Origin of the sequence: Paenibacillus sp. FSL R7-0340, assembly GCF_038002205.1 — a bacterium.
Lineage (GTDB): Bacteria > Bacillota > Bacilli > Paenibacillales > Paenibacillaceae > Paenibacillus > Paenibacillus polymyxa_B.
This window is the reverse complement of the sequence record NZ_JBBOBY010000001.1, coordinates 2,310,066-2,324,763: the sequence shown is the minus strand read 5'-3', so window position 1 is coordinate 2,324,763 and position 14,698 is coordinate 2,310,066. Positions and strand designations below refer to the sequence as shown.

The following is a 14,698-nucleotide window of genomic DNA, read 5'->3' as shown; positions in this document are numbered from 1 at the left end:
ACTCGCTTCGAGGCGCTCGTGCAAAGCTTCGTCTGGCTCACAAAGCAAGACCATTCGCCGATCATAGGCAGGGACTTCGGCTTCCAGCGGTATCTCCTGCTTTTTCCATGTAGGCTCAAATAGCAGTGTACGGCTACTCGTAACGGCAGGCGCTTCCGCAGCTCTGGCGACCGTAAATTTTGGTTCACGCTCTGCCGCTCTGCCGCCTGTAATTTTGTCCTCACTCCTAGGCGCCCAATACTGCTCTTTTGCAAAAGGATAAGTTGGCAACGGAATCCTAGAGTACTGTTCATTTGAAAATAAACACTCAAAGTCTAACGAATATCCCTGAACATACAAATCTGCAATCGTAGTCAAAAGCTCCAAATACTCGCGGGTATCGCTTGCGTTTTGACAATTGTAAATACATTCATCCCCGTATCTTTTCAAAGATGTTTGTATGCGTTGATCTTTTTCGTGCAGTTCAGAATGATAAACTTGAGAAGCACTGCCTTTTTCCAGCCACTTTTTAAGGGACATGGCAAGCTCGCCTTGATTACGGGCAACACAGGCAAGACGATGATTACAGTGCTTTCTCCCAAGCAATAATGTATAACTCATATTACCGCAATCCGCCTTAGGCTCCTGTTCGCAATAGGCAAGCAGTTGCTCTACCTGCTGGCGCAATTGTTTTGAAGTCCGTGCCGACAGTGGAATGAAATAACCTGGCTTTTCGGAATGTGTCCGTTCCGTCTGTGGAGCCTCTTCTATAACCATATGAGCATTCGTACCGCTGGCACCAAAGGAGCTGACCGCAGCACAGCGTCTGGCTCCAGGCTCAACCTCCCAGTCCTGCAGATGCGTATTGACATAAAAAGGACTATCCGCAAACTGAATATTTGAATTGCCCGACCGGAAATGAAGTGTAGGAGGAATTTGCTTATTCTTTAATGACAATAAAAGTTTGATCATTCCCGTAATTCCTGCCGCAATTTGCGTATGGCCAATATTCGTCTTAATGGACCCTATGGCGCAATATTCCTTCTTGTCGGTATACTTTCTAAAGGTTCGAGTCAGTGCCTGATATTCAATGGGATCTCCCAATTTGGTGCCAGTTCCATGTGCTTCCACCATCTGGATTTGCTCTGGGTGGATATGAAATGTATCATATACATTTTGCTCGAGTCGCTCCTGAGATTTCTGGCTTGGCGCAGTAAGTCCATTCGTGGTGCCGTCCTGGTTGATCGCCGAGCCTGAAATCACTCCATAGATGTGGTCTCCATCAGCAACAGCTTCATGAAGTCGCTTGAGCACAATCGCGCCAAGCGCCTCTCCCGGAACCATTCCATCTGCCCTGTCATCAAAGGTATAGCAGCGTCCCGAGCGAGACAGCATCCCTGCCCTGTCACCATACAAATAGCAGCGAGGGGTCGTATGAATATAGACACCACCCGCTAAAGCCATATCCGTTTCTCCGGTCCATAAGCTTTGGCAAGCCAGATGAACTGCAACTAACGAACTGGAACAAGCTGTATCTACAGCTATTGCTGGTCCGTGAAGATTCAAGTAGTAGGATATTCTAGCGGGAATCACGGAACCCATATGACCCCAAAGCGCTTGTGGAGGCAGGTCTTCACCCAGCAATTGTTGGTAATCTCCCTCGGCACAACCCACATACACTCCACAGCGGCGACCCTCCATCCCTGTACCTGCATAGCCAGCATCCTCCAGAGCATGCCACGCTTCCTCCAGAAACAATCGCTGCTGCGGATCCATATAGGTCGCTTCCAGTCCCGAGATATTGAAAAAAAGCGGATCAAACTTATCAATATCCCCCAAAAAACTGCCGTGATTGCAATAGCTTGCATGTTTTTCCTGGTATTTCGAAAGATCCCATCGGGTTACCTCTTCCACTAAATCGTCACCGTTCTTAAGGTGATTCCAAAGCTCATATACATTATCTGATCCAGCAAACCGCCCGCTCATTCCAATAATCGCAATGGGCTCCCTTGGTGTTAAAGCTCTCTCTTTATCCTTCTTATTGGGTCTGTCCGGCTCAAAGGATATACTTGCCGTTTCAACAGGATGAATCGTATAATCCGTGTCTTTAAGTTTTTGGATGTCGCGACTTGCATCTTCCATGTTGTCTATTGGATTAGCGCTCTGGTCCAAGACTTGTGAAACTTTATCTCCATATTGGCTTAAAATGTATAGCGTCAGTTGTTTTACCGAACTGTAATCGAAGATGTCGGTGGTTTGCAAATGAATCCCCAGCCCCTGATTGACAGCCTGCACAAAGTTGACGCCAAGAATGGAGTCCAGGCCATAATCTGCGAAAGACTCATGAATATCAATCATAGTAAAGTCCACATTCAAAGCCTCTACCAGCTTCCCTACGATAAGCTCCTGGACATACTCTTCAGCCATCTCGCTTGTTACATCAATATCTGATCGAATTCCTTCGTCACGCTGTTTCATTTGAGATTTGCCGTGTTCAGGCTCCTGTTTGTTCCGAATCAGACCATCGCTTTCCGCCACAATAATTTGTTGACCTATATCATGCGCTTCCTGAGCAGGGAAGAAAACGGACCGGAAACCCTCCATTTCCAATACCTTTCGCCAACTTTCGGGATATAACCCGGGAGAGCCTGGAATGCGCAGCTCCGGATCATTATAAAGCCACCATCCCTCTAAAAGGCCAAAGGATAGATGGTTTAACAGAGAGTTACCGCTGATTTCATTTATAAGAATCAGACCGTTTTCTCGCAGCGCCGCTTTGACATTGCGTAACGTTTGGCGAATGTTCCGAGTGGCGTGCAATATATTGGTGGCAATCGCAATATCATATCCACCTGTATCGATATCTTGTCCCTGAGCCGACTCTTCCACATTAAAAATCTGATAAGTCAGGTAAGGGTTTTGCGGACCGTACTCTTTTTGTGCATGTAATAAAAATGCTCTGGATTTGTCGGTATAGCAATATTCTTGAATATGCTTCCGATAAGGTTCGAGCTTCTGGAAGACCAAAGCGCTAGTACCTCCAGTGCCTGCGCCAATTTCAATGATTCGAATCGGTACCGACGGGTTATGCTTAATCCGCTCATTCAGATAGGAAACTACGATATCTCCCAACACTTCATTAAAGTAATCCGCTGCAGGACTGTTCTTATATATACCTTCTACCAGTTTCATAGAGGAATTAGGAAAAATGATATCGGTGGCTGGTATTTTCCCGGTTAAAATTTCCGGCAGTTTGCGCAAGGTTGATTCTACCAAAAATACCCAGGCTGAGAGATCCGGATTTTTCAGCCATGCCCCTTTCTTCCATTCCCACTCCTTCCATACAGCCTGCAGATCGACCGAAGCGGTACCCGCTACGCTATATGACTCTCCATTGCAATACAAATACTGATTCCGTACCAAAATCTCTATGCTTTCTTCAAGCCAACGATCGTATAAATTCAGTAAGGCGGTTTTTGTTTTAAAATCTGCGATCATAGCTTTCTTTTCCATTTGCGCATATGGACATAATCCCATCAAGCGCAAATGGCTCCATAACAGCCTGCATAAGATATCATTCATTTCCTTCATCTGTAAGCCTCCATTCCCGTTCAGCCCCTCGTGTCGCTCCGTCCTGTTCCGAGTAAGCTTTGCTGTCGACTGTAGTCGAGGACATTGTCTCGTATGCAGCCGCTAGGTAAGAAAGATCTGGCATCTTCTTTATTTTTACACTGGCAGAAATATGACTCTGGATGTTTTGGATATACGAAGGAATAGCTTTGGCATTTGAAGCATCGATGTCTTCCTTATTCATTTCCGAAACATTTGCCATTTTGGCAAGTGTCTTTTGGGCAATGAACGAATCTGTTGGCTTTACAGCATCTGCAGATTCAATGGAAGCCAATTTAGTTTTAATATCCGTGATCCAGTACTGCTCTCTCGCAAAAGGATAGGCCGGCAGGCTGATTCGCCGCGGCTTGGCGTCCCCATAAAGCATGTTCCAATCCATTGCCAGTCCCTTGACCCAGAGATCAACAACCTTCGAATATTTCCTTTTCCCTATCCAGGCAGCAATCATTTTCTCCATGTCTTCATCTTCTACCAGCGCCGTCAGCGCCTCCTTATTCCGTTTGACCTGGCCCCGGTACAACTCAGGGATTCCGTCCCGTCCTTCCAGGAATCCTTCCAGCTTGTCCACCAGCTCCTGCATAGACCCTGCAATCACTGCCAGCCGCTCTTCCATGGCCTCGCGTCCCACCTGCAGCGTGTATGCCACATCGGCCAGACTGCTTTCGCTGAGCTGTCCTTCCCGCATAACAGCTAGCAATCTTTCGGCCTGCTTTTTCAGTCGTTCTTCATTTTTGGCCGACAATACGATGATCGCAGGCTTTTGAGCCGTAACGCTCATTGGCATCTTCTCTTCTGCGATATACTCTTCGATGATGACATGTGCATTGGAGCCTCCCGCTCCAAACGATGAAATCCCAGCAATCCTCGGGTATTCCCGCGTCTCTCCATCGATCTCAACCACCGGCCGCTTCCATTCTCCCAGCTCCTGCTGGACGACGAACGGCGTCTGACCGAAATGGATGTTCGGATTCAGTTCTTGGGCATGCAGGCTGGGAACCAGCGTCTGGTTTTTCATCTGCAAGATGATTTTCCCAACCCCGGCGATGCCCGCTGCCGCCTCCAGATGTCCGATGTTGGACTTCACAGAGCCTATGGCGCAGAATCCCGTATCCGGCGTATCCTTCCTGAATGCCTGAGTCAGACCCGTCACTTCAATCGGATCCCCCAGCTCCGTGCCTGTTCCGTGGGCTTCAATATAGCTGACCGTCCGCGCATGTACCCCCGCTCGCTCCAGTGCCGCCCGGATGAGTTCCCCCTGGGCTGTCGGGTTCGGCACCGTATAGCCGTTGGTCTTGCCTCCATGGTTGATGCTTGTCCCCCGGATCACCGCATGGATGAGGTCCTCATCAGCGATCGCCTTGGACAGCGGCTTTAATAGGACGACCCCCGCGCCTTCTCCAGGGACAAATCCATTGCCTCCTTTGCCGAAGCTCTTGCACTGCCCATCTATCGACAACATGTGGTTGGCGCAAAGTCCTACATAGCTGAGCGGATGGAGATACAGATTTACTCCGCCTGCAATAGCCATTTCGCATTCTCCGCGGTACAGATGCTCACAGGCTTCATGAATCGCAGTCAACGAGGACGAACACATCGTATCGATCGGCATGCTTGGCCCTTGCAAATTAAAGAGGTACGAAATCCTATTTGCTACCGAACTAAAGGATATTTGGGGAAATATTTGCGCTCCCTTCTTCCATAATTCCGGCCCATAGAGCTCGTAGCCCGTCTTAGTAATTCCGGCAAATACGCCTACCTGGCGGTTATGCCGCACCACAAGCTGCTCCCGAGTATAGCCCGCGTCCTCCAGTGCTTCCCAGCAGGCTTCAATGAACAGCCTTTCCTGCGGGTCCATACCGAGTGCTTCCCGTGGCGAAATATTGAAAAACAGCGGATCGAATTCTGCAAAACCTTCGATAAAGCTCCCCCACTTGCTGTAGCTTTTTGCATTCACCGCCGCTTCCTGTGGATCAGGATGGAAGAACCCTTCCATCGTCCAGCGCTCACGCGGGATTTCGGTGACACAGTCCTTCCCTGCTTTTAGATTTTCCCAATATTCGTTCATGTCCCTGGACCAGGGATACTTTCCAGCCATCCCAATGATCGCTATCGGTTCACGCATTTCCGCAGGAGCAGACCCGGCCAAGCTTCGGACAGGCTTCGCTTCCGCCTTTGCCTCAGCCGGCACGGCTTCTTCCTCGGCATACAGCGGTGCCGCAAGTATTTCCTCTACAGGCTGCATGTCACGGCTCATCCCGGTCCACTGCATACACTCCTGCGGGTATTCCGCCACAAAATATTCCGTCAAAGCACGCAAGGTTTGGTACTCATAAAACAGCGTCTGGGACAGTTCTCCAAAGAAGCCCGCCAGCTTGGCATTGAGCTGGGTAATCATGATCGAGTCGATTCCATAGGTTTCCAGCGGTTCATTGGTTTCAATGCTGCTGACGCTCAGCCGGGTCACCTCTCCAAACAGCACCTTGAGACAATGCAAGGTTTTGTCGTAGAGCAAGCCTGCATCCAGCATAGGTACGCTTGCCTGATTAGGTACAGCTGCCTGGATGGCACGGACATCGGCCTGTGAGAAAGCTTTCGTCAGGTAGGTCTCGATCTTCTCGGGCTCCCCTTCCATGACCATCACCTGCTCCTTGCCGGAGGCCAAGCTTTGGTACAACGCCCTCATTCCCGACCAGGTCTGCATGGCTGTAATACCCATGTTTTGCGTCATGATCTGTTCCGAATTCGCATCGATCCGCATTCCGCCCTCTTTCCATAACGGCCAGCGGATGGATAACGTCTGTCCCCGCCGTTGCTTGGCCCCTACCAGTGCGTTCCGGTATTCGGCGTATGCATCCATAAAGGCATTAGCGGTCGCATAATCAGCCTGTCCCGGATTGCCCAGGCTACCCGATATGGAAGAAAAGAGCACAAAGAAGTCCAGGTTCTGGCCACTGCTTGCCTCATCCAGATGGACCAGTCCGCTCACCTTCGGTCCCAGCACTTCTATAAATTCTTCCCTTGTTTTCTTGATGATGAAGTTATCTTGAATCACCCCTGCACAGTGGATGATCCCATGGACACGCCCATATTCCTGCTCGATGCTGTTCAGTAAATCGATAACGGTGTTTCTATGGGTGATATCCGCTTGCCTGTACACCACGCTGGCGCCTGAAGACTCCAGCTCCTGTAGCCTCGTCTGCTTGTCTCGGTCCAGCGGCGACCGCCCCGTCAAAATGAAGGTCGCTGCTCGCGTCTGCCGGGAAATCTCTTCTGTAATCAGTAGCCCCAGACTGCCGGAGCCGCCGGTGATCAGATAGACCCCACCATCTCTCCATAGAAGCTCCTCTTTTTGCCCAGATGTTTCGAGCCTGCTCCAAAAAGCGGTTTTCCGTTGACCTTCCTCATAGCGAATCCAGCCATCCATCGGGCTTCGACTGTTGTCCTCCAGCTTCGCCAGGATACCTTCCGCCTGTTCTCCCAGATCCACTTCGATCAGCTGCCCGATGAATTTCGGGTTTTCCAGACGGGCTGTCTTCAACAGTCCCGAAAGTCCCGAAAAGAGCCGTCCTTCCCCGGCGTTCCGCACCACAATTTGGACCAATACTCTTCCCTTCGGCTTGTCTTTGAGCATACTTTGGATGCTCTCAAAGGCCTGAACAGCATAGGCCTGGAACCGCTCGTCGACCCGGCCTTTTCCGGATTGAAAGGCAAGCACCTGCACAGCTCCGTTCAAGCTCGCTTCGAGTCGCTCGTGCAAAGCTTTTTCCGGCTCACAAAGCAAGACCATTCGCCAATCATAGGCAGGGGTTACGGCTTCCAGTGGTACGTCCTGCTCCTTCCAGGCAGGCTCAAATAGCAGTGTACGGCTACTCGTAACGGCAGGCGCTTTCGCTGTTCCGGTTCTTATTGCTCCGGCCTCAACCTCAGGAGCCCAACAGCGCTCCTGAGCAAAAGGATACGTAGGTAGACTTATTCTTTTCGGTATGACATTGGAATATAGCAATCGCCAATCTATATAGAAGCCTTTGGTCCACAACTCTGCCAGCTTGTTCATTTCACGATTTGCAATCCATTTGCTCATTAATTCCTTGAAAACTTCTTCCTGTTCAAATAATTGCACTGAATCTTTTGACTGATTGTTTTCTCCCCTCCAGCAATTCTCGATAGATTCTTGTTCATTCGTGAACGATTGGAGCTTTTGTACCAGCTCGCTCGTATTCTTTACGATAAAAGCTACCCGGTTTTTCATTGCCATTCGTCCTGTCTGAAGCGTAAAGGATACATCCGACAAATTAATGTCTTCAGAAGCTATCAAAAAATCTGAAAGCTCTTGTGCATACACTTTAAGACGATGATGATTCCTTGCAGATAATGGAATCAGATAGACAGCTTCTTTGTTCACAGAACTATCTTTAAATCGTTCTGATTCAGCATTGACTACAAATTGTTCGAAAATGGCATGAGCGTTAGTTCCGCCTATTCCAAAGGAGCTTAACGCCGCCCGATGAGGAGACGACGCCTTCTCCCATTTTTGGAGGCTATCTACAACATAAAAAGGTGAATCAGGAAAATTGATATCAGAGTTTGGTTTTTCGTAATTAAGTGAAGGAGGAATCTCATTATGGTATAAGCTTAAAGCAACTTTAATGCACCCCGCCAAACCTGCTGCAGTATCCAGATGCCCGATATTGGTTTTGACCGATCCAATACCGCAAAATTGTTTTTTGGTTGTATACTGCCTGTACGTTTCATTTAAGGCGGCAAATTCAACAGGATCGCCCAATTTTGTTCCAGTTCCATGCGTCTCGATATAACTGATAGATTCGGGATGAATTCGGGTTGATTCTATCGTCTTCTGAATAACCTCAGCCTGACCTTTGACACTTGGGGCATAAAACCCTAATTTGTCGGTTCCGTCGTTGTTCACACCTACTCCCCGTAAAAGCGCATAAATATGGTCACCGTCTCTAATGGCATCTGGCGCTTTCTTCAGTAGAACAACCCCAACCCCTTCTCCGCCAATCATTCCATCTGCCGACTCGTCAAAGGCTTTAATATGTCCGTCACTGGAAAAATTCAAGCCGGGTTGATGCACATAGCCTACACTGGTAAAAGGAAAGATCGTGGATGCTCCGACTAAAGCGTATTTGGCTTCACCGGATAACAGGCTTTGCGAAGCCAGACGCAATCCGACTAATGAGGAAGAGCAGTTCGAGTGCACAAACAGACTCGGACCTTTAAATCCCAATTTATGAGAGATCATGGTAGGAATTGTCCCACCCTGTGCTAAAATCCAGGTTACATATTCATCCGCGTTCTTCAGGACATTAGGTGATTGCGACGCCAAATTTGGGATAAATGCTTGATAGAAACTGCTGCTTGCCGACATATACACACTGGTTTCAGGAATTTCTTTGCTAATATAGCCAGCATCCTCAACGGCTTTCCATGAATGCTGCAACAGCAATTTCATTTGAGGATCCATAAACTCTGCATTTTTCTGTGATAAGCTGAAAAACTCAGGGTCGAAATACTCTTTTCCTTCAATCGTGCATCGTCCGGGAACATAGCCTCGATTCCCGACGATTTCTTTTTCCAGCCCTAATCCAACCAATTCTTCCTCGGAAAAGAAGCGGACACTCTCCACCCCTGCCCTCAAATTGCTCCAAAACTCGGCATGGTTTTTGGCCCCTGGAAAATGACATGAAATCCCTATAATTGCGAGACTATCCTCAAAGTAATCTGGGTAGGGTGGCTTGAGGTCATCTTCGCCTGAATCCATTTTCGGTAAGGCTGTATTTTCAGCTGTATCTGTTTGTTCCGGTGAATGTGATTGTTCCGTTTGAGAATCAACATTCTCGCTTCTTGTTTCTGTAATGTAGGCACTGAGTTCCTTAACTGTCGGATACTTGAACAATGCTGTCACCGAAATATCGCATTCCAACAATTCCTTGACCCTTCCGATCATCTCTGCTGCTGAAAAAGAATTCCCGCCTACGTCAAAGAAAGCATCATCTGTACTTAGATCATCAACATTCAGAAGTTTTTTCCACACCGCTAGAACCTGATGTTCAACATCTGATTGTGGTAAATGGATCTTTCTTGTTGTTGCTAACTCGATCCTGCGATTCATTAATTCTTTTCGATCTATTTTCCCATTAGGGGTCAAAGGCAGCTTATCTAGCTCTATAAAAAATGCTGGTATCATATAAAAAGGCAAGAAAGTTTTTAAATAGTTTCGCACTTCCTTCGGATCAAGAGGAGGCTTACCGGACTCGGAATTGTTCAGCAAACAGTAGGCAATAAGCTGCTTATTTCCCTCCTGTTCCTTGGCAATCACGACACAATCATCGATTCCTGGATATGTTCTGACCTGACCTTCAACTTCACTCAGCTCGATCCGAAACCCGCGAATTTTCACTTGATAATCCATCCGTCCCACATACTCAATAGAGCCGTCCGAAAGCCACCTGCATAAATCTCCAGTTCTGTAGAGCTTGGCTTCCGGATTGAATGGGTTGTCTATGAACTTTTCAGCCGTAAGCTCTGGCTGGTTCCAATAGCCTCTGGCCAATCCGCTGCCCGAAATAAAAAGCTCTCCCGGAAGACCGACAGGCACAGGTCTAAGATGTTTGTCCAAAATGTAAATCTGGGTGTTTGCGATAGGTTTACCGATCGAAATAGGCTTATCTGCGTCGATCTTTTGAATTGTAGACCAAATTGTCGTTTCAGTCGGACCGAACATATTCCATGCGTCACAGCTGTTATGAACAAAATAAGATTTCAACGTTTCCGAAAGGGCTTCCCCTCCGCAGAGAACTTTCATGTTCTCTTCGTTCTTCCAGCCGGTTTGAAAGAGCAGGGTCCAAGTCACAGGAGTAGCTTGCATGATTGTCGGTTTTATTCTTTGAATTTCCCGCTTAAGTCTTTCGGCATCCTTTATGTTTTTGGAGCTGCAAATATAGCATTGAGCCCCCTTAATCAAAGGCAGATATAATTCCAGTCCCGCTATATCAAAGCAATACGTTGTCACCGCAAGTAGTTTGTCCTGCTCTGTTAAACCGGGCTGCTCTCCCATGGAAATAAGAAAGTTGGTCAACGCTTTATGTGAAATCATGACCCCCTTGGGTTTCCCTGTACTTCCAGAGGTATATATCACATATGCCAAATGGTGAGGTTGCACTTCCCGTTTGATTGTCTTTCTACCCTTCACATCACTTTTCAGATGATCCCAGTCTTTATCAAGGACAATACAGCTAACGTTGTTCCCTTCCAAGTGTGACACTTTCTCCAACAACCCCGATTGCGTAATAACCAGTGAAACATTGGAATCCTGAAGCATATACTCCAATCGGTCCTCCGGATATTCCGGATCGAGCGGCACGTAGGCTCCACCGGCCATCAGGATTCCTAACAGCCCAATCACCATATCTAAAGAACGTTCCATGCAAATCCCCACAAGAGTATCAGGAGTTACCCCATGTTTCTGCAAATATAAGGCCAGCAAAGTGCTCTTTTCTTTTAGTTCCCCATAGGTAAGCGATTCCTTTTCATATACAACTGCAATAGCTTCAGGTGTTTTTCTTGCCTGTTTTGCGAATAATTCAGGGAAGCACTTATCAGGATAACTTGTTCCGGTAGCATTCCAGTCATTAAGGATGATGTCCTTTTCCTCTGGTAAGAGTAATGAATGCTCCTCCAAGGGCCAAGCGGGATTCTCCATAAGTGCTTCCGCTAATTCTATATAACGCTCTGCCATCTGTATGATGGTTGAATGATCGAACAAATTGGAGCGATATTTAATATTTAATATCATTTCCTCTTCCTGCTCTTGCAGTTCCAATACCAACTCGTATTCGCCTTCCTGGTGAATTTCTTCAACCAATTCGACGAAAAAGATATCTTTATATGGCTTGCAAAGCTGCTGAAAGCTTGAAGTTGGAAGGAAGTTTTGATAAGAAAAGGCTGCTTGGAAAACAGGTGAGCTCGTCTGCTTCCGCGGCACATTCAATTCTCGGACCAGAGCCGGAAAAGGATACGAGGCATGATCCATTCCATCGACTACTGTCAGCTGCAATTTTTTCATGAAATCCAGGAATGTCTCTGTTTCCGATATCTGACTCCGGATTGGAAGCATATTGACAAAATAGCCGATTAAATTATCAAAACGCTGCTCCGGGCGCACCATAACTGGCATTCCAACAATGATATCTTCCTGTCCCGAATACTGGTTAAGCAATACCGTATACATACCTAACAAGACTGTAGACAAGCTCGTATATTGCGCTTGGGCAAAAGACTTTACCCGTTTGACCCATTTAAGCGGAAGCGGCTTGGAATATGTTTGTGCTTCCATGCTTTGAGCCGGAAAAACAGAGCGGTCATATGGCAGCTCCAGGGTCGGTAAAGCACCTGACAGCTGTTGTGTCCAGTAGGAACGATACTTCTCCCCTTCTGCACTCGCTAACATCGTTTGCTCCCATTTAACAAAATCGCCGTAGCTCGCTGCGGGTGGAAACACTGTCGATGTCTTTCCCTGTACCACGTTTTTATAGGCATCTAAAAAGCTTTGTGTAAACATGCCGAAAGAACTTCCATCAAAAATAATATGGTGGATGACAACCAGTATGAAATGTTCCTGTTCAGATCTGGACATAACATAAATACGCATCAAAGGATCCTGTTCCAGCACGAATGGTTGCTTCGCTTTATCCCTAATAAATGGAATAATCTCATCTGCTTCCAAGGCTGAAATATCCTCCACTTGCACATGAAGCGGCTGCGTGGGCTGCAGCTTTTGATAAGGTATCCCATTTTCCTCTTCAATCACACTTTTTAAAATAGGATACTGTTCTAAAACGATGTGAAAAGCCCGTTTAATGCTCTCAATCTCAATCTTCGTATTAAACCGGAGGCATATTGGTATATTGTAAGCATTCATCTCAGGGGACATTTTATGTAATAGCCACAACCCTTTCTGAACTTCAGAAAGCGGATTCCTTCGGAAACTGAGCGAATTTTTCTCAGTATTGACCTGTACAGTGGATTTATCTTCTTCCACCTTTTGGGCTAAATATGCCGATAATAGTTGAATCGTCGGGTTCTCTAAAATTTCTCTTGCTTTGACCTTGATCGGATAGGACTTCTCAAGGCCGCGTATAAGCTTCATGACAAGAATAGAATCGATGCCATAACCATGAAGATTTGTATTCAAATTCATTTCCTCGTGCTTGAGATTCAGTTCCCAACACAAAAATTGCACTATATACTCCTGAATCTTCGATTGAACCAATGAAACGGCATTTATGGTACTGTCATGGTTTTCTGCGGCGGTTTCTTCCATATTCGAATGTGATAGTGAGAACGCACTCCGATATTGATAAAGTGCTTGAAGCTCTTGTTTGATATAAGCATTGCGGCAGATCTTTCTTTGGATTTTCCCACTTCCCGTTTTGGGTATACTTCCCTTAAGCAGCAAATAGATATCGTAAATTTCAAGTTGATGCGTATTGGATACGGCATTCAGTATGTTTTCGACCAGACGTTTATATTCCTGCTCATGAAGGGGCGCTTCAATTTCCTGTACGACGATTACTTTTTCCTGACCATTGATTTCAGAGGAAAATACAGCGATGGGCAAGGTCAACTCTGGCATATTTTTTTGGATGGTCCATTCAATATCGACGGGATGATGGTTTTTGCCGCGAATAATGATGACTTCCTTCTCTCTACCGATGACATAGATATGATTATCCGCAATAAAGCCAAGGTCCCCGGAACGAAAAAAGCCGCCTTCTTTTGTATCTGAAAGGGCTACCTCAAAAGTGCTATTCGTTTCTTCCTTCCTGTTTAAATATCCCTCTGCCATCCGTGCGGATTTAATCCAAATCTCGCCGACTTCCTCCGGTAAGCATTGTGTATGCCTTTCAGGATGAACAATTCGTATTTGCGTCGGATCTTCAATCTCCCCACAGCTCACTACGGACTTCGATTTATTCTTTTCATCCGTGTATTGGACTCTTCGTTGCTCCAAGCTAGGGATATCCAAGTTAAGGAATCTCATCGACTGACCTGGTTTTATACTGGCGACAGGGCACAGCTCCGATAAGCCAAGGAGGGGACAAAATATATCCTCTTGTAGCCCTAATTCCCGGAATTTATGGATGAAGTTCTCGTAAGTTTCCTTCCGGATGGGCTCACCTGCACATATAATCGCTTGGAGATGGCGAAGTGAATATTGCTTAATTGAAGCTATGTCCAGTGTGGAGCAGCAATAATCGAACGCAAAATTTGGCGCTGCCGTATGGGTAGCCTGATACTTGTCAATCATATGAATCCAATTTTCCGGATTTTTAGCGAAGCTTTCTGGCGGGAGAATAATGCTCGACGCCCCGTTTAAAAGTGGGACTAAAATATTGTTATGCAGTCCAAAAGCATGAAATTGCGGCGTCCAGGAAACGACACGACTATTCCGGTCAATTCTCCATTGCTCGGCCTTGGCCTGATTCATCACACAGCTGTGACTGAGGATTACGCCTTTTGGCAAGGATGTCGAGCCCGATGTATACATCAAAAGAGCAGTATCCTGCGGCGCTGGCATTCTCATCTCTATCTCAACGTCAACGGTGTCTTCTTGAAAGATTTCATCAATATTCAGGATACGGATTGAATTAAACTCCCTCCGTGTTTGGAGAAATGCTTTGAAGTCCGTATTGGTTATGATACATACGGCTTGGGAATCCCTATAGATAGGCATCATCTTCTCAAAGATTTTTTCATCCGGCTCCGAATCTGTAATAGGTGTAGGTATGGCCACGATATTTGCATAAAAACATGCCAGCATGCTGCTGATATATTCCAGACCCTGAGGAAATACAAGAAGTGCCCGTTCCTGCTCAGCCAGTTCTTTCAATAGGATATTGCCCAAAGCCTGTATTTGATGTAGAAGCGTATTTCCGGAAAGAATTTGAGGACTCTGGCCTTCTTTCTCAAACGTAAATAACTCTTTTTCAGGAAATTTCCGGCAAGTTTCAATAAAAGAAGCGATCGGAATATCAAGGTTCCATGTTTGGTCATGTTTTCGCATCAT

Annotated in this window: 2 protein-coding genes (1 of these 2 running past the window's edge); both read right to left on the bottom strand. The window is 46.7% G+C overall.

Features of this window, described 5'->3' with window-relative positions; all coding sequences use genetic code 11:
- Positions 1-3,570, bottom strand: the 5' end (the start) of a protein-coding gene (locus MKX59_RS10365; protein WP_340858411.1) for an SDR family NAD(P)-dependent oxidoreductase. The gene continues 16,137 nt to the left of window position 1, outside the view; only the first 3,570 of its 19,707 coding nucleotides appear in the window; the start codon lies at positions 3,568-3,570; its stop codon lies off the left edge, out of view.
- Positions 3,554-14,698, bottom strand: a complete 11,145-nt coding sequence (locus MKX59_RS10360; protein ID WP_340858409.1) for an amino acid adenylation domain-containing protein — start codon at positions 14,696-14,698, stop codon at positions 3,554-3,556. The genes MKX59_RS10365 and MKX59_RS10360 overlap by 17 nt, the downstream gene beginning before the upstream one ends.

Bases quoted from the DNA above. Each gene is read 5' to 3' on its own strand.
- MKX59_RS10360 (WP_340858409.1), bottom strand. From the start codon at position 14,698: ATGATGCGAAAACATGACCAAACATGGAACCTTGATATTCCGATCGCT.